The organism is Pseudomonas sp. SWI7, assembly GCF_006351945.1.
In the GTDB taxonomy this organism is placed as follows: domain Bacteria; phylum Pseudomonadota; class Gammaproteobacteria; order Pseudomonadales; family Pseudomonadaceae; genus Aquipseudomonas; species Aquipseudomonas fulva.
On sequence record NZ_CP040930.1, the window covers coordinates 4,317,501 to 4,339,306 of the forward strand.

The following is a 21,806-nucleotide window of genomic DNA, read 5'->3' on the forward strand; positions in this document are numbered from 1 at the left end:
TCACATCCTGGGGCTGAAGCCGGTCCCAAGGGTATGGCTGTTCGCCATTTAAAGTGGTACGCGAGCTGGGTTTAGAACGTCGTGAGACAGTTCGGTCCCTATCTGCCGTGGACGTTTGAGATTTGAGAGGGGCTGCTCCTAGTACGAGAGGACCGGAGTGGACGAACCTCTGGTGTTCCGGTTGTCACGCCAGTGGCATTGCCGGGTAGCTATGTTCGGAAGAGATAACCGCTGAAAGCATCTAAGCGGGAAACTTGCCTCAAGATGAGATCTCACTGGGATCTTGAATCCCCTAAAGGGCCGTCGAAGACTACGACGTTGATAGGTTGGGTGTGTAAGCGCTGTGAGGCGTTGAGCTAACCAATACTAATTGCCCGTGAGGCTTGACCATATAACACCCAAGCAATTTGCTCTTGCAGATTGCGGTGGTGAAGATGACATGAACCGAAAGTTCGCAACGCATCACAAACATCACATATCCGAATTCGCTGGGCTGTCCAACAGGACGTTCTGGCTACAGAATTTCTTGACGACCATAGAGCATTGGAACCACCTGATCCCATCCCGAACTCAGTAGTGAAACGATGCATCGCCGATGGTAGTGTGGGGTTTCCCCATGTGAGAGTAGGTCATCGTCAAGATTCATTTCGCAAAACCCCTATCTGCGTATGCAGGTAGGGGTTTTGTCTTTGCGTCTCAGACAAACCCGCCGGCATTGCTCCTGTGAAGGGCGCGAGGGCCGGCGGTCTGGTATCTGAGCGGGAGCTGTGCAGCGCACCCGGCTGCCCCCAATCGCAAGCCCTTGTCCTATGCAAGGCAATCCCCCATGGCTATCATGCCAGCCTCATTCGAAGTCGAGACGCGCATGCTGAAGTTGTTGAATCTCCTCAAGGATGGCCGATTCCATTCCGGAGAAGCTCTGGGGGCGGCTCTGGGCGTCAGTCGCAGTGCGGTGTGGAAGCAGCTGCAGCACTTGGAAAGCGAGCTGAACCTCAGTATCCACAAGGTACGTGGCCGTGGCTATCAGCTAGCTTCACCGTTGGTGCTGCTGGACGGTGCGGCGATCGCGGGCCATGCAGAGGCGGCGCCCTGGCCCACATTCATCCATGAGTCCATCGATTCGACCAATGCCGAAGGTATGCGCCTGGCGGCTAACGGGCAACTGGCGCCCTTCGTGGTATTGGCGGAGCAGCAGAGTGCCGGTCGCGGGCGACGCGGTCGGCAATGGATCAGCCCTTTCGCGCAAAACCTATACTTCAGTCTGGTGCTGCGCATTGACGGTGGCATGCGTCAGCTTGAGGGGCTGAGCCTTGTCGTGGGATTGGCGGTCATGCGCACATTGCAGACATTCGGGGTAAAGAATGTAGGCGTGAAGTGGCCTAACGACGTGCTGGTCGATGGTCAGAAGATAACGGGCATTTTGCTTGAGCTGATCGGTGATCCGGCAGACGTATGCCATGTGGTTCTGGGAATTGGCATAAACGTGAATATGCAGGCCAATACGCAGGTGGATCAACGATGGACCTCCATGCGTCGAGAATTAGGAGCGTCTGTAGACCGCAATCATTTAGTGGCGGTGCTGAGCCACCACTTGGAGCATGAGCTGGGGCGTCACCGCCGTTATGGGTTTGCGGCTTTTCAGGAAGAGTGGGAGCAAGCGCACCTCTGGCAGGGGCGCAATGTAACGCTCATTGCCGGAGCCACCCAGGTACAAGGAGTGGTCGCGGGCGTGGACGGGCAGGGCGGTTTGCGCATGCGCGTGGATGGCGTGGAGAAAGTCTTCAGCGGCGGCGAGCTTAGTTTGAGGTTGAGTGATGATTCTTGAGCTCGATTGCGGTAACAGCTTCATCAAATGGCGGGTAATTCATCTTCACGATGCAATGATTGTGGGTGGCGGGATCGTGGATTCCGACCAGACACTCATGGACCAGATCAGAGTGCTGGCAGGCGTTCAGATTACGGCTTGTCGTATCGTCAGCGTGCGCAGTGAGGAAGAAACCGACGCCTTGACGACCCTGATTGCCCAGGTATTTGCCGTCCAGGCTCAAGTCGCACAGTCAGCGCCGGAGATGGCGGGCGTGCGCAACGGCTATGCGGATTATCAGCGCCTCGGGATGGATCGTTGGCTGGCAACACTGGGCGCATTTCACCTGGCCAAGGGCGCTTGCCTCGTCATTGACCTGGGCACTGCGGCCAAAGCAGACTTCGTCGCCGCAAACGGCGAGCATCTAGGCGGCTATATCTGTCCAGGCATGCCGCTGATGCGTAGCCAACTGCGCACGCACACGCGCCGTATTCGCTATGACGATGCATCCGCCGAGCGTGCATTGGTCAGCTTGACCCCGGGTCGCTCGACGGTGGAGGCGGTCGAGCGAGGCTGCGTGCTGATGCTGCAAGGCTTCGTACGCACACAACTTGAGCAGGCGCGTGAAATATGGGGTGAGGATTTTACTGTTTTCCTGACGGGAGGGGACGCCCCGCTAGTCAAGGACTCGTTGCCTGACGCGCGCGTGGTGCCTGACTTGGTCTTTGTAGGCTTGGCCATGGCCTGCCCACTGAATTGAGGTGCCTATGCGCTGGTTGTTCTTGTCGCTGCTGATCCTCAACGGTGTGTACTACGTCTGGAATCAACAGGAGGCGCCGCTCAAGGTCAAGGATGTAACGCCGCTTTCGCTTTATAAAGGCAGTCAGCAGGACATTCGCCTATTGCGGGAAGCAGGCGTGGCGGCACCTGAGCGACGTCGCGAGGAGTGCCTCATAGTCGGAGGCGCAATGACGCCCGATACGCTTGAGTCGCTTCGTCAGCGGCTGACCAGCCTGGACATCGCCACGGCCCAGGTCCGAGGGCAGGTCGCAGGTGCCCAAGGGCGTTGGCTGAAAGTAGAGCCTGCAAGTGAGCGTTTGTTGGACCCAGCGACCCTCGACGCGCTTTCCAATGATTTCAAAGACTTAAAACATCAAATTATTTTCTGCCAGGGTATTGCAACTGGTGAATAGCTTGATAGAATGGCGCCCGCTTCGCAGGGAACACCACTCAGGTGGTTGAGTTGCAAGCAGTGCCACAGTAGCTAAGTTTCAGATTTGATTGAAAAAATTTGAAAAAGCGCTTGACACTAGGACGGCAGATGAATAAAATGCCGGCCACATCTGGAGGGATTCCCGAGCGGCCAAAGGGGACGGACTGTAAATCCGTTGCGAGAGCTTCGAAGGTTCGAATCCTTCTCCCTCCACCAGTTTTAGCGAGAGCCGCAAGCCTCGCGGGTATAGTTTAGTGGTAGAACCTCAGCCTTCCAAGCTGATGATGCGGGTTCGATTCCCGCTACCCGCTCCAAGTTTGCTGGTTATTGCACAATGTGTTTCGCTCTTGTAGCTCAGTTGGTAGAGCACACCCTTGGTAAGGGTGAGGTCAGCGGTTCAAGTCCGCTCAAGAGCTCCATATAAACAAGGCAGATATGAAAATATCTGCCTTTGTTTTATCAGCGCAAGACTATTTCTTCTGCGGAGGATTGTATCGATGGCTAAGGAAAAGTTTGATCGTTCCCTTCCCCACGTTAACGTCGGCACTATCGGCCACGTTGACCACGGTAAGACCACTCTGACCGCAGCTCTGACTCGCGTCTGCTCCGAAGTATTCGGTTCGGCAGTCGTTGAGTTCGACAAGATCGACTCGGCTCCGGAAGAAAAAGCGCGCGGTATCACCATCAACACCGCTCACGTTGAGTACAACTCGACCATTCGTCACTACGCTCACGTTGACTGCCCAGGTCACGCTGACTACGTGAAGAACATGATCACCGGTGCTGCCCAGATGGACGGCGCGATCCTGGTTTGCTCGGCCGCCGATGGTCCGATGCCACAAACCCGTGAGCACATCCTGCTGTCCCGTCAGGTTGGCGTTCCGTACATCGTGGTCTTCCTGAACAAGGCTGACCTGGTAGACGACGCTGAGCTGCTGGAACTGGTCGAGATGGAAGTTCGCGACCTGCTGTCCACCTACGACTTCCCAGGCGACGACACCCCGATCATCATCGGTTCGGCTCGTATGGCGCTGGAAGGCAAAGACGACAACGAAATGGGCACTACCGCTGTTAAGAAGCTGGTAGAAACTCTGGATTCCTACATCCCTGAGCCAGTTCGTGCCATCGACCAGCCTTTCCTGATGCCGATCGAAGACGTATTCTCGATCTCGGGTCGTGGTACCGTTGTAACCGGTCGTATCGAGCGTGGTATCGTCCGCGTTCAGGATCCGCTGGAAATCGTTGGTCTGCGTGACACCACCACCACCACCTGCACCGGTGTTGAGATGTTCCGCAAGCTGCTGGACGAAGGCCGTGCTGGCGAGAACTGCGGCGTTCTGCTGCGTGGTACCAAGCGTGACGACGTTGAGCGTGGCCAGGTTCTGGTCAAGCCAGGTTCGGTCAAGCCGCACACCAAGTTCACCGCAGAAGTCTACGTTCTGTCGAAAGAAGAAGGCGGTCGTCACACTCCGTTCTTCAAAGGCTACCGTCCTCAGTTCTACTTCCGTACCACTGACGTGACCGGTAACTGCGAACTGCCGGAAGGCGTTGAAATGGTAATGCCAGGTGACAACATTCAGATGACTGTTACCCTGATCAAGACCATCGCAATGGAAGACGGTCTGCGCTTCGCTATCCGTGAAGGCGGTCGTACCGTCGGCGCCGGCGTCGTAGCCAAAATTATTGAATAAGTAGTTGATTTACTTGATTGGGCCGGTATAATAGCCGGCCTGATACAGCGTTACAGGTCAGTAGCTCAATTGGCAGAGCGACGGTCTCCAAAACCGTAGGTTGGGGGTTCGATTCCCTCCTGACCTGCCATTTCACCTCGGTGTGATGGCTTTCTTATTACAGGATCCTCCTCGATGACCCCCAAAACTGAAGCCCAAGAATCGCGTTTTGATCTGTTCAAGTGGCTGGCTGTAGTGGCTTTGGTGGTTGTTGGTGTAGTGGGTAATCAGTATTACTCCGCTGCTCCAATTCTGTACCGCGTACTCGCACTTCTTGCTCTGGCTGCTGTTGCAGGCTTCGTTGCCTTGCAGACCGCGAAGGGTAAGTCGTTCTTTACGCTGGCCAAGGAAGCGCGTACCGAGATTCGTAAAGTCGTATGGCCGACCCGCCAAGAAACCACCCAGACCACGCTGATTGTTGTGGCTGTCGTGCTGGTTATGGCTCTGCTGTTGTGGGGGCTCGATTCCCTGCTCGGCTGGGCGGTCTCCTTGATCGTAGGCTAAAGGTGCCCCGTGGCTAAGCGTTGGTATGTTGTGCATGCTTACTCGGGTTACGAGAAGCATGTGATGCGCTCCCTGATCGAGCGCGTCAAGCTGGCTGGCATGGAAGACGGTTTCGGCGAGATCCTGGTTCCGACCGAAGAAGTCGTTGAAATGCGTAACGGCCAGAAGCGCAAGAGTGAACGCAAGTTCTTCCCGGGCTACGTGTTGGTCCAGATGGAAATGAACGAAGGGACTTGGCACTTGGTCAAGGATACCCCGCGCGTGATGGGCTTTATCGGTGGTACGGCAGACAAGCCCGCACCCATCACTGATAAAGAAGCTGAGGCAATCCTGCGTCGCGTTGCCGACGGCAGTGACAAGCCGAAGCCTAAGACGCTGTTCGAGCCAGGTGAAGTGGTTCGAGTCATTGACGGTCCGTTCGCAGACTTCAATGGTAGTGTCGAAGAGGTTAACTACGAAAAGAGCCGCCTGCAGGTTGCAGTGCTTATTTTCGGTCGCTCTACGCCTGTGGAGCTCGAGTTCAGCCAGGTCGAAAAGGTCTAGGCGGACGAAGCATCCCATACCCCGCAGCCCTGTGTGCTGCGGGGTTTTGTCGTCACTGGGATAAAACGCAAGTCATCCGGGGAGCCAATAGGCGTTCGTACCCGATATTGGAGTAGCTCATGGCTAAGAAGATTCAGGCTTACATCAAGCTGCAAGTTAAGGCCGGCCAGGCCAACCCAAGCCCACCCGTTGGTCCAGCACTGGGCCAACATGGTGTGAACATCATGGAATTCTGCAAGGCCTTCAACGCCCGTACCCAGGGTCAAGAAGCCGGCCTGCCGACTCCAGTGATCATCACTGTATACAGCGACCGTAGCTTCACCTTCGAGACCAAGAGCACCCCTGCCTCGGTTCTGCTGAAGAAAGCTGCTGGCCTGACCAGTGGTTCGGCTCGCCCGAACACCGTTAAAGTCGGTACCGTTACCCGCGCTCAGCTGGAAGAAATCGCCAAGGCTAAACAAGCCGACCTGACTTCCGCTGACCTGGACGCAGCTGTACGCACCATCGCTGGCTCTGCCCGCAGCATGGGCTTGAACGTGGAGGGTGTGTAATGGCTAAGCTGACCAAGCGCCAAAAGGCAATCGCCGAAAAAATCGAAGCAGGCAAGGCCTACAACTTCGAAGAAGCGGCAACTCTGCTGGCTTCCCTGCCAGCCGCCAAGTTCGTCGAGTCTTACGACATCGCGGTAAACCTCGGTGTAGACCCACGTAAATCCGACCAGGTCGTTCGTAGCGCTACCGTGCTGCCACACGGCACTGGCAAGACTGTACGTGTTGCTGTCTTCACCCAGGGTCCAGCTGCTGAAGCCGCTCTGGCTGCCGGCGCTGACCGCGTAGGTATGGACGATCTGGCTGCTGAAATGAAAGGCGGCGACCTGAACTATGACGTCGTCATCGCATCGCCTGATGCCATGCGTGTCGTAGGTCAGCTGGGTCAGGTTCTGGGCCCACGTGGCCTGATGCCTAACCCGAAGGTTGGTACCGTAACTCCAGACGTAGCCACTGCCGTGAAAAACGCCAAGGCTGGTCAGGTTCGCTACCGTACCGACAAAAACGGTATCATTCACACTTCCGTTGGCAAAATCGGCTTCGAAGCCGGCAAGCTGAAGGAAAACGTTGAAGCACTGATCGCTGACCTCAAGCGTATCAAGCCAGCTTCTTCGAAAGGTATCTACGTCAAGCGCGTTACCCTGAGCACCACTATGGGCCCAGGTCTGGTCATCGATCAGAGCTCGCTGGACGTGTAAGAACATGGTGGTGTGACCTGTCACGCCACCAGCAAAAATTGGGGTCCCTGCCTGGCGGGGGCTATCCAAGACCGTAGGCGGCGCAAGCCTTAAAACACCAGCCCACGCAGATGGTGCTCCCGATTCGTTACCGAATCAGACACCAAAACGACATCCGGCTTCGGCCAGATGAAACGGTAAAAACCAGGAGTAAACCCGTGGCAATTAAACTCGAAGACAAGAAGGCCATCGTCGCTGAAGTCAACGAGGCTGCCAAAGTCGCTCTGTCCGCTGTCGTGGCCGATGCCCGTGGTGTGACTGTAAGCGCAATGACCGGACTCCGTAAAGAGGCCCGCGAAGCTGGCGTATACGTGCGTGTCGTACGTAACACCCTGCTCAAGCGCGCTGTTGAAGGCACCGAATTTTCGATCCTCAACGATGCGTTCAAAGGCCCGACCCTGATTGCTTTCTCCAACGAACACCCGGGCGCTGCTGCTCGTCTGTTCAAAGAGTTCGCCAAGGGTCAGGACAAGTTCGAGATCAAGGCAGCTGCGTTTGACGGCAATTTCATTGCAGCGAACCAGATCGACGTGTTGGCTACCCTGCCGACCCGCGACGAAGCTATTGCAAAACTGATGAGCGTGATCCAAGGCGCTACCAGCAAGCTGGCTCGTACTCTGGCAGCCATTCGCGACCAGAAAGAAGCTACCGCTGCCTAAGGCAAGCGAAACTCTTTCAAAATCATTCGTTTAATTTGATGGCTGCGTAGGCTGTCACCCCAATACAGGATTTAAGTCATGTCCCTGACTAACGAGCAAATCATCGAAGCAATCGGCCAGAAAACCGTTCTGGAAGTTGTTGAGCTGATCAAAGCTATGGAAGAAACCTTCGGCGTTACCGCTGCTGTTGCCGCTGCTGGCCCAGCTGCTGCTGCTGCCGTTGTTGAAGAGCAGACCGAGTTCAACGTTGTTCTGGTTGAAGCTGGCGACAAGAAAGTGAACGTGATCAAGGCCGTTCGCGAACTGACCGGTCTGGGCCTGAAAGAAGCCAAAGAGAAAGTCGATGGCGCTCCTCAGGTTGTAGCTGAAGGCGTTTCGAAAGAAGCCGCTGAAGACGCTAAGAAGAAGCTGGAAGAAGCAGGCGCTAAAGTCGAGCTGAAGTAATCTCGACCTTGCGACGCCAGTCCGAGCGTTGAGCAAAGGGCTGATGGCTGGTGGCTTATGCCACCGGCCTTTTTCCGTTATTGGCGGTCGGTCAGGCCGGCCCCGATAACAAGCTGCAAGACACCCATGTGGGTGGCGCAAACCAAGGGTTTGCACGATTTTCTGGCTGCTCCCGCCGGGAGAAGCCAAACAAGCAGGTGACCAAGCTGGGGAACGCTGATGGCTTACTCATACACTGAGAAAAAACGTATCCGCAAGGACTTTAGCAAGTTGCCGGACGTGATGGATGTGCCTTACCTCCTGGCCATCCAGCTGGATTCGTATCGCGAATTCCTGCAAGCGGGAGCATCCAAGGATCAGTTCCGCGACGTCGGTCTGCATGCGGCCTTCAAATCGGTATTCCCGATCATCAGCTACTCCGGCAATGCTGCCTTGGAGTACGTAGGCTATCGCCTGGGCGAACCCGCCTTCGATGTGAAGGAATGTGTCCTGCGTGGCGTGACCTTCGCGGTCCCACTGCGGGTCAAGGTGCGCCTGATCATCTTCGACAAGGAATCGTCGAACAAAGCGATCAAGGACATCAAAGAGCAAGAAGTCTACATGGGTGAAATTCCCCTGATGACTGAGAACGGTACCTTCGTAATCAACGGTACCGAGCGTGTGATCGTTTCCCAGCTGCACCGCTCGCCGGGTGTGTTCTTCGACCACGACCGTGGCAAGACTCACAGCTCGGGCAAGCTGCTGTACTCCGCTCGCATCATTCCTTACCGCGGTTCCTGGTTGGACTTCGAGTTCGACCCGAAGGACTGCGTATTCGTGCGTATCGACCGTCGCCGCAAACTGCCGGCTTCCGTCCTGCTGCGCGCGCTGGGCTACAGCACTGAAGAAGTGCTGAACACCTTCTACACCACCAACGTGTTCCATGTTTCCGGCGAGAACCTCAGCCTGGAACTGGTGCCACAGCGTCTGCGTGGTGAAGTCGCGGTCATGGACATCCATGACGAAAACGGCAAGGTCATCGTCGAGCAAGGCCGCCGCATCACCGCGCGCCATATCAATCAGCTCGAAAAAGCCGGTGTCAAACAGCTCGACGTGCCGATGGAATACGTCCTGGGCCGTACGACTGCCAAGGCCATCGTGCACCCTGCAACCGGCGAGATCATTGCCGAGTGCAACACCGAGCTGACGACCGAACTGCTGGTCAAAGTCGCCAAGGCACAGGTAGTCCGTATCGAGACCCTGTACACCAACGACATCGATTGCGGTCCGTTCATCTCCGATACCTTGAAGATCGACACCACCAGCAACCAACTGGAAGCTCTGGTCGAAATCTACCGCATGATGCGTCCAGGTGAGCCGCCGACCAAGGATGCTGCCGAGACCCTGTTCAACAACCTGTTCTTCAGTGCCGAGCGTTACGACCTGTCCGCCGTCGGCCGTATGAAGTTCAACCGTCGTATCGGTCGCACCGAAATCGAAGGTTCGGGCGTGCTGAGCAAGGAAGATATCGTCGAGGTTCTGAAGACCCTGGTCGATATCCGTAACGGCAAAGGCATCGTCGACGACATCGACCACCTGGGTAACCGTCGCGTACGTTGCGTCGGCGAAATGGCCGAGAACCAGTTCCGTGTAGGCCTGGTGCGTGTAGAGCGTGCGGTCAAGGAACGTCTGTCGATGGCTGAAAGCGAAGGCCTGATGCCTCAGGACCTGATCAACGCCAAGCCGGTTGCGGCGGCGGTGAAAGAGTTCTTCGGTTCCAGCCAGCTTTCGCAGTTCATGGACCAGAACAACCCGCTCTCCGAGATCACCCACAAGCGCCGTGTTTCCGCACTCGGCCCTGGCGGTCTGACCCGTGAGCGTGCTGGCTTCGAAGTTCGTGACGTACACCCGACCCACTACGGCCGCGTGTGCCCGATCGAAACCCCTGAAGGTCCGAACATCGGTCTGATCAACTCCCTGGCTGCGTATGCTCGCACCAACCAGTACGGCTTCCTGGAAAGCCCGTACCGTGTGGTGAAGGAAGGCGTTGTCAGCGACGACATCGTATTCCTGTCCGCCATCGAAGAGGCCGATCACGTGATCGCCCAGGCTTCGGCCGCGATGAACGACAAGAAGCAGCTGATCGATGAGCTGGTCGCTGTGCGTCACCTGAACGAATTCACCGTCAAGGCGCCGGAAGACGTCACCCTGATGGACGTTTCGCCCAAGCAGGTAGTCTCGGTCGCCGCGTCGCTGATTCCATTCCTCGAGCACGACGACGCCAACCGTGCATTGATGGGCTCGAACATGCAGCGTCAGGCTGTACCGACCCTGCGTGCCGACAAGCCGCTGGTAGGTACCGGCATGGAGCGCAACGTTGCCCGTGACTCCGGTGTCTGCGTAGTTGCCCGCCGCGGTGGCGTGATCGACTCGGTCGACGCCAGCCGTATCGTGGTCCGTGTAGCGGATGACGAAGTGGAAACCGGCGAGGCAGGTGTAGATATCTACAACCTGACCAAGTACACCCGTTCGAACCAGAACACCTGCATCAACCAGCGTCCGCTGGTGAGCAAAGGTGACAAGGTGCAGCGCGGCGATATCATGGCCGATGGCCCGTCCACCGACATGGGTGAGCTGGCGCTGGGTCAGAACATGCGCATCGCGTTCATGGCGTGGAACGGCTTCAACTTCGAAGACTCCATCTGCCTTTCCGAGCGTGTGGTTCAGGAAGATCGCTTCACCACGATCCACATCCAGGAACTGACCTGTGTGGCCCGTGACACCAAGCTTGGCCCAGAAGAGATCACTGCAGACATCCCGAACGTGGGTGAGGCTGCACTGAACAAGCTGGACGAAGCCGGTATCGTTTATGTAGGTGCCGAAGTTGGCGCTGGTGACATCCTGGTCGGCAAGGTAACGCCAAAAGGCGAAACCCAGCTCACCCCTGAAGAAAAACTGCTGCGCGCGATCTTCGGCGAAAAAGCCAGCGACGTTAAAGACACTTCCCTGCGCGTGCCTACCGGCACCAAGGGTACTGTCATCGACGTTCAGGTCTTCACCCGTGATGGCGTCGAGCGTGACAGCCGTGCGCTGGCCATCGAGAAGATGCAGCTCGACGAGATCCGCAAGGACCTCAACGAGGAATTCCGCATCGTCGAAGGCGCGACCTTCGAGCGTCTGCGCTCTGCGCTGGATGGTCAGGTGGTCGACGGTGGTGCAGGCCTCAAAAAAGGCACTGTCATCACTGATGAAGTCCTCGCCGGTCTGGAGCACGGTCAGTGGTTCAAACTGCGCATGGCCGAGGATGCACTGAACGAGCAGCTGGAAAAAGCTCAGCAGTACATCGTCGACCGTCGCCGACTGCTGGACGACAAGTTCGAAGACAAGAAGCGCAAGCTGCAACAGGGCGATGACCTGGCACCAGGCGTTCTGAAAATCGTCAAGGTTTACCTGGCAATCCGCCGTCGCATCCAGCCGGGTGACAAGATGGCCGGTCGTCACGGTAACAAAGGTGTCGTCTCGGTGATCATGCCGGTCGAAGACATGCCGCATGACGCCAATGGCACACCGGTCGATGTCGTACTGAACCCGCTGGGTGTACCTTCGCGTATGAACGTGGGTCAGATTCTGGAAACCCACCTGGGCCTCGCGGCCAAGGGTCTGGGTGAAAAGATCGATCGCATGATCGAAGAACAGCGCAAGGCCGCAGAGCTGCGCGTGTTCCTGACCGAGGTCTACAACGAGATCGGTGGTCGTCAGGAAAGCCTCGACGAGTTCAGCGATGAAGAAATTCTCGCCCTGGCTCACAACCTGAAGAAAGGCGTGCCAATGGCAACGCCAGTATTCGACGGTGCGAAAGAGAGCGAGATCAAGGCCATGCTGAAGCTGGCCGATCTGCCTGAGAGCGGCCAGATGGTGCTGTTCGATGGCCGTACCGGCAACAAGTTCGAGCGTCCTGTGACCGTTGGTTACATGTACATGCTGAAGCTGAACCACTTGGTGGACGACAAGATGCACGCGCGTTCCACTGGTTCTTACAGCCTGGTTACCCAGCAGCCGCTGGGTGGTAAGGCGCAGTTCGGTGGTCAGCGTTTCGGGGAGATGGAAGTGTGGGCGCTGGAAGCATACGGCGCGGCATACACCCTGCAAGAAATGCTCACAGTGAAGTCGGACGACGTGAACGGCCGTACCAAGATGTACAAGAACATCGTGGATGGCGATCACCGTATGGAGCCGGGCATGCCCGAGTCCTTCAACGTGTTGATCAAAGAGATCCGTTCGCTCGGTATCGATATCGATCTGGAAACCGAATAACACGTGACGTGAAGGGGAGTGGGGCAGGCAGTGCCCGCTCCCTGCTCCGCCAGGAGGAAAGGCCTTGAAAGACCTACTGAATTTGCTGAAAAACCAGGGTCAAGTCGAAGAGTTCGACGCCATCCGCATCGGTCTGGCGTCACCAGAGATGATCCGTTCGTGGTCGTTCGGTGAAGTTAAGAAGCCGGAAACCATCAACTACCGTACGTTCAAACCAGAACGTGACGGCCTGTTCTGCGCCAAGATCTTTGGCCCAGTCAAGGACTACGAGTGCCTGTGCGGTAAGTACAAGCGCCTGAAGCATCGTGGCGTTATCTGCGAGAAGTGCGGCGTTGAAGTTGCCCTCGCCAAGGTCCGTCGTGAGCGCATGGCTCACATCGAGCTGGCTTCGCCTGTCGCACACATCTGGTTCCTGAAGTCGCTGCCGTCCCGTATCGGCTTGCTGATGGACATGACCCTGCGTGATATCGAGCGCGTGCTCTACTTCGAGAGCTACGTCGTTATCGATCCAGGCATGACTACGCTTGAAAAAGGCCAGCTGCTCAACGACGAGCAGTACTTCGAAGCGCTGGAAGAGTTCGGTGACGACTTCGACGCCCGCATGGGTGCCGAGGCTGTCCGCGAGCTGCTGCACGCTATCGACCTGGAGCACGAGATCGGTCGCCTGCGTGAAGAGATTCCGCAGACCAACTCGGAAACCAAGATCAAGAAGCTGTCCAAGCGCCTGAAGCTCATGGAAGCCTTCCAGGGCTCCGGCAACCTGCCTGAGTGGATGGTCCTGACCGTCCTGCCAGTGCTGCCGCCGGACCTGCGTCCGCTGGTACCGTTGGATGGCGGCCGCTTCGCGACCTCCGACCTGAACGACCTGTACCGGCGGGTGATCAACCGTAACAACCGTCTCAAGCGCCTGCTGGATCTATCGGCGCCGGACATCATCGTGCGCAACGAAAAGCGCATGCTGCAGGAAGCGGTCGACGCCCTGCTGGACAACGGCCGTCGCGGTCGCGCCATCACTGGCTCGAACAAGCGTCCGCTGAAGTCCCTGGCCGACATGATCAAAGGTAAGCAAGGTCGCTTCCGTCAGAACCTGCTCGGTAAGCGTGTGGACTACTCCGGTCGTTCGGTCATTACCGTAGGCCCGACCCTGCGTCTGCACCAGTGCGGTCTGCCGAAGAAAATGGCCCTGGAGCTGTTCAAGCCGTTCATTTTCGGCAAGCTGGAAATGCGTGGTCTGGCGACCACCATCAAGGCTGCCAAGAAGATGGTCGAGCGCGAGCTGCCAGAGGTGTGGGACGTTCTCGCCGAAGTGATTCGCGAACACCCCGTATTGCTGAACCGTGCACCGACCCTGCACCGTCTGGGTATCCAGGCATTCGAGCCGGTCCTGATCGAAGGCAAGGCCATCCAGCTCCACCCGCTGGTCTGCGCTGCGTACAACGCCGACTTCGACGGTGACCAGATGGCCGTTCACGTGCCGCTGACGCTGGAAGCTCAGCTCGAAGCGCGTGCGCTGATGATGTCGACCAACAACATCCTGTCGCCAGCCAACGGTGAGCCAATCATCGTTCCGTCGCAGGACGTCGTACTGGGTCTGTACTACATGACCCGTGAGGCCATCAACGCCAAGGGCGAGGGTCGTGTCTTTGCCGACCTGCAGGAAGTCGACCGCGTATTCCGCGCTGGCGAAGCTGCCCTGCACGCGAAAATCAAGGTTCGTATCAACGAGACCGTGAAAGACCGTGATGGCAGCGTCACCAAGAACACCCGCATCGTCGACACCACCGTTGGCCGTGCGCTGCTGTTCCAGGTTGTACCTGCTGGCCTGCCTTACGATGTCGTCAACCAGCCAATGAAGAAAAAGGCGATCTCCAAGCTGATCAACCAGTGCTACCGCGTGGTTGGTCTGAAAGAGACCGTCATCTTCGCTGACCAGCTGATGTACACCGGTTTCGCCTACTCGACCATCTCCGGTGTTTCCATCGGTGTGAACGACTTCGTCATTCCGGATGAGAAGGCGCGCATCATCGGTACGGCTACCGATGAAGTGAAGGAAATCGAAAGTCAGTACGCCTCCGGCCTGGTCACCCAGGGCGAGAAGTACAACAAGGTCATCGACTTGTGGTCCAAGGCGAACGACGAAGTGTCCAAGGCGATGATGGCCAACCTCTCGAAAGAGAAGGTCATCGACCGCGAGGGCAATGAAGTCGACCAGGAATCGTTCAACTCGATGTACATGATGGCTGACTCGGGTGCGCGTGGTTCTGCTGCCCAGATCCGTCAGCTGGCGGGTATGCGTGGTCTGATGGCCAAGCCGGACGGCTCCATCATCGAGACGCCGATCACCGCGAACTTCCGTGAAGGTCTGAGCGTACTCCAGTACTTCATCTCGACTCACGGTGCTCGTAAGGGTCTGGCGGATACCGCACTGAAGACCGCGAACTCCGGTTACCTGACCCGTCGTCTGGTAGACGTGGCGCAGGACCTGGTGGTGACCGAGATCGATTGCGGCACCGACCAAGGCCTGGTCATGACCCCGCACATCGAAGGCGGCGACGTTGTCGAGCCGCTGGGTGAGCGTGTTCTGGGTCGTGTCATCGCCCGTGACGTGTTCAAGCCGGGCACCGAGGACGTCATCGTTCCTGCCGGTACGCTGGTAGACGAGAAATGGGTCGAGTTCATCGAGCTGAACAGCATCGACGAAGTGGTCGTGCGCTCGCCGATCAGCTGCGAAACCCGCTTCGGTATTTGCGCCAAGTGCTACGGTCGTGACCTGGCGCGCGGTCACCAGGTGAACATCGGTGAAGCGGTCGGCGTCATCGCCGCCCAGTCCATCGGTGAGCCTGGTACCCAGCTGACCATGCGTACGTTCCACATCGGTGGTGCTGCAAGCCGGACCTCGGCTGCTGACAGCGTTCAGGTGAAGAATGGCGGTATGGTACGTCTGCACAACCTGAAGCAGGTTGAGCGCGCAGACGGTAACCTGGTTGCCGTATCGCGTTCGGGCGAGTTGGCCATTGCCGACGAATTCGGTCGTGAGCGTGAGCGTTACAAGCTGCCGTACGGCGCTGTGATTTCGGTCAAGGAAGGTGACAAGGTCGAAGCTGGCGCCATCGTCGCCAAGTGGGACCCGCACACCCACCCGATCGTGACCGAACTCAAAGGTACCGTGACCTTCGTGGGCATGGAAGAAAACATCACCATCAAGCGTCAGACCGATGAGCTCACCGGCCTGACCAACATTGAAGTGTTGGACGTCAAGGATCGCCCTGCCGCAGGCAAGGAAATCCGTCCGGCCATCAAGATGGTGGATGCGTCTGGTAAGGACCTGTACCTGCCGGGTACCGATGTACCTGCCCAGTACTTCCTGCCGGCTAACGCCCTGGTTGGCGTGGCCGACGGTGCACAGATCGGTGTCGGTGACGTTATTGCGCGTATTCCGCAAGAAACGTCCAAGACCCGTGACATCACCGGTGGTCTGCCACGTGTTGCCGACTTGTTCGAAGCGCGTCGTCCGAAGGAAGCGTCGATTCTGGCGGAAGTCAGCGGTACCATCGCCTTCGGTAAAGAAACGAAGGGCAAGCGTCGCCTGGTGATCACTCCGACCGACGGTAGCGATCCGTACGAAGAGCTGATTCCGAAGTGGCGTCACCTGAACGTCTTCGAAGGTGAGCAGGTAAACCGCGGCGAAGTTATCTCCGACGGCCCAAGCGATCCGCACGACATCCTGCGTCTGCTGGGTGTCAGCGCACTCGCCAAGTACATCGTCAACGAGATTCAGGACGTTTATCGTCTGCAAGGCGTTAAGATCAACGACAAGCACATCGAGACCATCCTGCGCCAGATGCTGCGCAAGGTCGAGATTTCCGAGTCGGGCGATTCCAGCTTCATCAAGGGCGACCAGATGGAACTGACTCAGGTACTGGTAGAGAACGAGCGTCTCGCCGGCGAGGACAAGTTCATCTCCAAGTTCACCCGTGTGCTGCTGGGTATCACCAAGGCGTCGCTGTCGACCGAGTCGTTCATTTCCGCGGCTTCCTTCCAGGAAACCACCCGCGTACTGACCGAAGCGGCCGTGACTGGCAAGCGCGACTACCTGCGTGGTCTGAAAGAGAACGTGGTCGTGGGTCGCCTGATCCCGGCTGGTACGGGTCTGGCTTACCACAGCGAGCGCAAGCGTCGCCGTGATGCAGACAAGCCGCTGCGTGTGAGCGCCAGTGAGGTGGAAGCCGCACTGACCGAAGCACTGAACTCCAGCGGTAACTGAGTACAGGGCAGGGCCCCGGTTTACCCCGGACGGTCGTCGGCGACATGAAATGTTGCCGATGATCGGGCGGGGAGGGCCGGGGCCTTGTCTTGACTGGGTGCAAGATCCTCTTTAGACTTTTGTACCCTTAAATTTGGTGAGGCTCCGTCTCGCCAATTTTTGGCTTTCTTGCAAGACAATAGAGTCGCAAGACAATCAGTGGAGCTAGTAGATGGCAACTATCAACCAGCTGGTACGTCAGCCGCGTAAGCGTTCGGTCGAGAAGTCCGACGTTCCTGCGCTGCAGAACTGCCCGCAACGTCGTGGCGTGTGCACCCGTGTGTACACCACCACGCCGAAAAAACCTAACTCGGCACTGCGTAAAGTATGCCGTGTGCGTCTGACCAACGGTTTCGAGGTTTCCTCGTACATCGGCGGTGAAGGCCACAACCTGCAAGAGCACAGCGTCGTCCTGATCCGTGGCGGCCGTGTAAAAGACTTGCCAGGTGTTCGTTACCACACCGTTCGCGGCTCTCTGGATACCTCGGGCGTTAAAGGCCGTAACCAGGGTCGTTCGAAGTACGGTACCAAGCGTCCGAAGTAATCGGCCGTTTGCAGACATCCATTTTTTTGAGTCGATAAGAGTAAGGTCGGGCGGGGGTCGTAGACCCAGGTCCCGGGCTAACCTGAAGACCGTTTGAGGGCTTATCATGCCAAGACGTCGTGTAGCAGCAAAACGTGAGATCCTTGACGATCCTAAGTACGGATCGCAGATTCTCGCCAAGTTCATGAACCACGTGATGGAAAGCGGCAAGAAGGCCGTAGCCGAGCGCATCGTTTATGGTGCCCTGGATACCGTCAAAGCACGCAAGAACAGCGACCCCCTGGAAATCTTCGAGAAAGCTCTCGACGCCATCGCTCCGCTGGTCGAAGTTAAGTCCCGTCGTGTCGGCGGTGCCACTTACCAGGTTCCGGTTGAAGTTCGTCCATCCCGTCGTAACGCTCTGGCAATGCGCTGGCTCGTAGACTACGCCCGTAAGCGCGGCGAGAAGTCGATGGCCCTGCGCCTGGCCGGTGAACTGCTGGATGCTGCCGAAGGCAAGGGTGCTGCAGTGAAGAAGCGTGAAGACGTTCACCGTATGGCTGAAGCCAACAAAGCGTTCTCGCACTACCGCTTCTAATTCAAGCATCAATCACTTTGCGAGGGCTTTATGGCTCGTACTACAGCAATTAACCGCTACCGTAACATTGGTATCTGTGCCCACGTTGACGCGGGCAAGACCACCACTACCGAGCGGATCCTGTTCTACACAGGTCTGAGCCACAAGATGGGCGAGGTGCACGACGGCGCCGCGACCACCGACTGGATGGTGCAGGAGCAGGAGCGCGGTATCACCATTACCTCCGCTGCCGTGACCACCTTCTGGAAAGGTTCCGTTGGTCAGTACGACAACTACCGCGTAAACGTCATCGATACTCCCGGCCACGTTGACTTCACCATTGAAGTAGAACGTTCGCTGCGCGTACTCGACGGTGCGGTCGTTGTGTTCTGCGGCACCTCCGGTGTCGAGCCTCAGTCCGAAACCGTATGGCGTCAGGCCAACAAGTACGGTGTTCCACGTGTTGTTTACGTGAACAAGATGGACCGTGCCGGTGCCAACTTCCTGCGCGTCGTAGGTCAGATCAAGAACCGTCTGGGTCACACCCCGGTTCCGGTTCAGCTGGCCATCGGTTCGGAAGATAACTTCCAGGGTCAGGTCGACCTGATCAAGATGAAGGCTATCTACTGGAACGACGACGACAAGGGCACCACCTACCGCGAGGAAGAAATTCCTGCGGACATGCTTGAGCTGGCTGAAGAGTGGCGCAACAACATGGTTGAAGCTGCCGCTGAAGCCAACGAAGAGCTGATGAACAAGTACCTGGAAGGCGGTGAGCTCACCGTTGACGAGATCAAGGCAGGCCTGCGCGCGCGCACCCTGGCCAGCGAAATCGTTCCAGCTGTTTGCGGTTCGTCGTTCAAGAACAAGGGTGTTCCCCTGGTTCTCGACGCCGTCATCGACTACCTGCCTGCTCCTACCGAGATTCCTGCCATCCAGGGTATCAACCCGGACGACAAGGATCTGGACAAGGAAGACCCGGCTGTTCGTAAAGACGAGCGTCACGCCGACGACAACGAGCCGTTCTCGGCCCTGGCGTTCAAGATCGCGACCGACCCGTTCGTAGGTACTCTGACCTTCGTTCGCGTCTACTCGGGTGTTCTGAGCTCCGGCGACTCCGTGATCAACTCGGTCAAAGGCAAGAAAGAGCGCGTTGGTCGTATGGTGCAGATGCACGCCAACCAGCGTGAAGAGATCAAGGAAGTGCGCGCTGGCGACATCGCCGCTCTGATCGGCATGAAAGACGTGACCACCGGTGAAACCCTGTGCAACGCCGATCATCCAATCATCCTTGAGCGTATGGACTTCCCGGAGCCGGTAATCTCCCTGTCCGTCGAGCCGAAAACCAAGGCCGACCAGGAGAAGATGGGTATCGCACTGGGCAAGCTGGCCCAGGAAGACCCGTCGTTCCGCGTCAAGACCGACGAAGAAACCGGCCAGACCATCATCTCCGGTATGGGTGAGCTGCACCTGGACATCCTCGTTGACCGCATGAAGCGCGAATTCAACGTCGAAGCCAACATCGGTAAGCCTCAGGTTTCGTACCGCGAGAAGATCACCAAGTCCAACGTCGAGATCGAAGGCAAATTCGTTCGTCAGTCGGGTGGTCGTGGTCAGTTCGGTCACTGCTGGATCCGTTTCTCGGAGCCGGAAGTGGACGAGAAAGGCAACATCACCGAAGGTCTGGTGTTTACCAACGAAGTCGTTGGTGGTGTGATTCCGAAGGAATTCATCGCCCCGATCCAGAAGGGTATCGAAGAGCAGATGAAGAACGGCGTCGTTGCCGGCTATCCTCTGATCGGCCTGAAGGCCACGGTATTCGACGGTTCGTACCACGACGTCGACTCCAACGAAATGGCGTTCAAGATCGCTGCATCGATGGCAACCAAGCAGCTGGCCCAGAAGGGCGGCGGCGTGGTTCTCGAGCCGATCATGAAGGTCGAAGTTGTAACCCCGGAAGACTACCTGGGTGACGTGATGGGTGACCTGAACCGTCGTCGTGGTCTGGTACAGGGTATGGATGAGTCGGTCTCTGGCCGCGTCGTCCGCGCTGAAGTTCCGCTCGGGGAAATGTTCGGTTACGCGACCGACGTTCGTTCCATGTCTCAGGGTCGCGCAAGCTACTCCATGGAATTCTCCAAGTACGCTGAAGCTCCGTCGAACATCGTCGAAGCTCTCATTAAAAAACAAGGCTGATTCAGCCCCTTTAGGCTAGGAGTTCACTGTCGTGGCTAAAGAAAAATTTGATCGTTCCCTTCCCCACGTTAACGTCGGCACTATCGGCCACGTTGACCACGGTAAGACCACTCTGACCGCAGCTCTGACTCGCGTCTGCTCCGAAGTATTCGGTTCGGCAGTCGTTGAGTTCGACAAGATCGACTCGGCTCCGGAAGAAAAAGCGCGCGGTATCACCATCAACACCGCTCACGTTGAGTACAACTCGACCATTCGTCACTACGCTCACGTTGACTGCCCAGGTCACGCTGACTACGTGAAGAACATGATCACCGGTGCTGCCCAGATGGACGGCGCGATCCTGGTTTGCTCGGCCGCCGATGGTCCGATGCCACAAACCCGTGAGCACATCCTGCTGTCCCGTCAGGTTGGCGTTCCGTACATCGTGGTCTTCCTGAACAAGGCTGACCTGGTAGACGACGCTGAGCTGCTGGAACTGGTCGAGATGGAAGTTCGCGACCTGCTGTCCACCTACGACTTCCCAGGCGACGACACCCCGATCATCATCGGTTCGGCTCGTATGGCGCTGGAAGGCAAAGACGACAACGAAATGGGCACTACCGCTGTTAAGAAGCTGGTAGAAACTCTGGATTCCTACATCCCTGAGCCAGTTCGTGCCATCGACCAGCCTTTCCTGATGCCGATCGAAGACGTGTTCTCGATCTCGGGTCGTGGTACCGTTGTAACCGGTCGTATCGAGCGTGGTATCGTCCGCGTTCAGGATCCGCTGGAAATCGTTGGTCTGCGTGACACCACCACCACCACCTGCACCGGTGTTGAGATGTTCCGCAAGCTGCTGGACGAAGGCCGTGCTGGCGAGAACTGCGGCGTTCTGCTGCGTGGTACCAAGCGTGACGACGTTGAGCGTGGCCAGGTTCTGGTCAAGCCAGGTTCGGTCAAGCCGCACACCAAGTTCACCGCAGAAGTCTACGTTCTGTCGAAAGAAGAAGGCGGTCGTCACACTCCGTTCTTCAAAGGCTACCGTCCTCAGTTCTACTTCCGTACCACTGACGTGACCGGTAACTGCGAACTGCCGGAAGGCGTTGAAATGGTAATGCCAGGTGACAACATTCAGATGACTGTTACCCTGATCAAGACCATCGCAATGGAAGACGGTCTGCGCTTCGCTATCCGTGAAGGCGGTCGTACCGTCGGCGCCGGCGTCGTAGCCAAAATCATCGAGTAACCACTCGACCGATTGAAAAAGCCCCCGCTCAGCGGGGGCTTTTTTTATTGGGTTGACACCAAATGGGGGCATCTATAGAATCACGCCTCCTTTTAGCGGGCGTAGTGCGTCCGTTGGGAACAGCCTGGAGTCTGAAATCCAATGCAAAATCAGCAAATCCGTATCAGGTTGAAGGCTTTCGACCATCGCCTGATCGACCAATCCACCCAGGAAATCGTGGAAACCGCGAAACGTACTGGTGCACAAGTGCGTGGTCCAATTCCACTGCCTACCCGCAAAGAGCGTTTCACCGTTCTGGTCTCCCCGCACGTCAACAAAGACGCGCGTGATCAGTACGAGATTCGCACTCATAAGCGTGTTCTGGACATCGTCCAGCCAACGGATAAAACCGTTGACGCGCTGATGAAGCTTGATCTGGCGGCAGGTGTGGAAGTACAGATCAGCCTCGGCTAAGACTTCGGTCTGGTCGTGTAACGCTCTGAAATGGGCGGCCATAGCGGGTGAAAG

Annotated in this window: 17 protein-coding genes, 4 tRNA genes and 2 rRNA genes (1 of these 23 only partly in view); all 23 read left to right on the forward strand. The window is 57.2% G+C overall.

Going from position 1 to position 21,806, the window contains the following annotated elements; genetic code table 11:
* Positions 1–391, forward strand: a 23S ribosomal RNA gene (locus tag FH041_RS19720) (it extends 2,502 nt beyond the left edge of the window).
* A gap of 134 nt (positions 392–525) precedes the next feature.
* Positions 526–641 (forward strand): 5S ribosomal RNA (gene rrf / locus FH041_RS19725).
* Between the two features lie 224 nt (positions 642–865).
* On the forward strand, positions 866–1,825 hold the full coding sequence (gene birA, locus FH041_RS19730; RefSeq protein WP_027915761.1) for a bifunctional biotin--[acetyl-CoA-carboxylase] ligase/biotin operon repressor BirA: 960 nt from the start codon (positions 866–868) through the stop codon (positions 1,823–1,825).
* On the forward strand, positions 1,815–2,564 hold the full coding sequence (locus FH041_RS19735; RefSeq protein ID WP_027915760.1) for a pantothenate kinase: 750 nt from the start codon (positions 1,815–1,817) through the stop codon (positions 2,562–2,564). Before birA ends, FH041_RS19735 begins: the two co-directional genes overlap by 11 nt.
* A 7-nt stretch (positions 2,565–2,571) precedes the next feature.
* A complete protein-coding gene (locus tag FH041_RS19740) occupies positions 2,572–2,997 on the forward strand; it encodes a hypothetical protein (RefSeq protein ID WP_140174979.1) in 426 nt (141 codons plus the stop codon).
* Positions 2,998–3,149: 152 nt separating this feature from the next.
* Positions 3,150–3,233, forward strand: a tRNA-Tyr gene (locus FH041_RS19745).
* A 24-nt stretch (positions 3,234–3,257) separates the two neighbouring features.
* A tRNA-Gly gene (locus FH041_RS19750) sits at positions 3,258–3,331 on the forward strand.
* A gap of 29 nt (positions 3,332–3,360) precedes the next feature.
* A tRNA-Thr gene (locus tag FH041_RS19755) sits at positions 3,361–3,436 on the forward strand.
* 78 nt (positions 3,437–3,514) lie between these two features.
* Positions 3,515–4,708 (forward strand): elongation factor Tu, encoded by a 1,194-nt coding sequence (tuf, locus tag FH041_RS19760; protein ID WP_038411791.1) that lies wholly within the window; start codon positions 3,515–3,517, stop codon positions 4,706–4,708.
* Positions 4,709–4,762: 54 nt separating this feature from the next.
* Positions 4,763–4,838 (forward strand) — tRNA-Trp (locus FH041_RS19765).
* A gap of 44 nt (positions 4,839–4,882) precedes the next feature.
* Complete coding sequence (secE, locus tag FH041_RS19770) at positions 4,883–5,251, forward strand: preprotein translocase subunit SecE (RefSeq protein ID WP_027915747.1); 369 nt, start codon at positions 4,883–4,885, stop codon at positions 5,249–5,251.
* Positions 5,252–5,260: 9 nt separating this feature from the next.
* Complete coding sequence (nusG, locus tag FH041_RS19775) at positions 5,261–5,794, forward strand: transcription termination/antitermination protein NusG (RefSeq protein ID WP_003255501.1); 534 nt, start codon at positions 5,261–5,263, stop codon at positions 5,792–5,794.
* 119 nt (positions 5,795–5,913) lie between these two features.
* Entirely contained in the window at positions 5,914–6,345 is a 432-nt protein-coding gene (gene rplK / locus FH041_RS19780; protein WP_027915748.1) for a 50S ribosomal protein L11, read from the forward strand.
* The gene (gene rplA, locus FH041_RS19785; RefSeq protein ID WP_027915749.1) at positions 6,345–7,040 is read left to right on the forward strand and encodes a 50S ribosomal protein L1; all 696 of its coding nucleotides are present in this window, start codon (positions 6,345–6,347) and stop codon (positions 7,038–7,040) included. The genes rplK and rplA overlap by 1 nt, the downstream gene beginning before the upstream one ends.
* A gap of 197 nt (positions 7,041–7,237) precedes the next feature.
* Positions 7,238–7,738: a 50S ribosomal protein L10 gene (gene rplJ / locus FH041_RS19790; RefSeq protein WP_016715872.1), complete on the forward strand. Its 501-nt coding sequence runs from the start codon at positions 7,238–7,240 to the stop codon at positions 7,736–7,738.
* Positions 7,739–7,816: 78 nt separating this feature from the next.
* Entirely contained in the window at positions 7,817–8,182 is a 366-nt protein-coding gene (gene rplL, locus FH041_RS19795) for a 50S ribosomal protein L7/L12 (RefSeq protein WP_003255496.1), read from the forward strand.
* 219 nt (positions 8,183–8,401) lie between these two features.
* On the forward strand, positions 8,402–12,475 hold the full coding sequence (rpoB, locus tag FH041_RS19800) for a DNA-directed RNA polymerase subunit beta (RefSeq protein WP_023535525.1): 4,074 nt from the start codon (positions 8,402–8,404) through the stop codon (positions 12,473–12,475).
* A 64-nt stretch (positions 12,476–12,539) separates the two neighbouring features.
* Positions 12,540–16,739 carry a DNA-directed RNA polymerase subunit beta' gene (gene rpoC, locus FH041_RS19805; protein WP_023535526.1) on the forward strand — a complete coding sequence of 1,400 codons (4,200 nt, stop codon included), beginning with the start codon at positions 12,540–12,542 and terminating at the stop codon, positions 16,737–16,739.
* Between the two features lie 211 nt (positions 16,740–16,950).
* On the forward strand, positions 16,951–17,322 hold the full coding sequence (rpsL, locus tag FH041_RS19810) for a 30S ribosomal protein S12 (RefSeq protein WP_003255492.1): 372 nt from the start codon (positions 16,951–16,953) through the stop codon (positions 17,320–17,322).
* A gap of 106 nt (positions 17,323–17,428) precedes the next feature.
* Positions 17,429–17,899, forward strand: a complete 471-nt coding sequence (rpsG, locus tag FH041_RS19815) for a 30S ribosomal protein S7 (RefSeq protein ID WP_003246741.1) — start codon at positions 17,429–17,431, stop codon at positions 17,897–17,899.
* A gap of 30 nt (positions 17,900–17,929) precedes the next feature.
* Positions 17,930–20,074, forward strand: coding sequence for an elongation factor G (gene fusA, locus FH041_RS19820; RefSeq protein ID WP_023535524.1), 2,145 nt, complete (start codon positions 17,930–17,932; stop codon positions 20,072–20,074).
* Between the two features lie 31 nt (positions 20,075–20,105).
* Entirely contained in the window at positions 20,106–21,299 is a 1,194-nt protein-coding gene (tuf, locus tag FH041_RS19825; RefSeq protein WP_038411791.1) for an elongation factor Tu, read from the forward strand.
* Between the two features lie 141 nt (positions 21,300–21,440).
* Positions 21,441–21,752 carry a 30S ribosomal protein S10 gene (gene rpsJ, locus FH041_RS19830; protein ID WP_003186070.1) on the forward strand — a complete coding sequence of 104 codons (312 nt, stop codon included), beginning with the start codon at positions 21,441–21,443 and terminating at the stop codon, positions 21,750–21,752.
* The last annotated feature ends 54 nt before the right edge of the window (positions 21,753–21,806 follow it).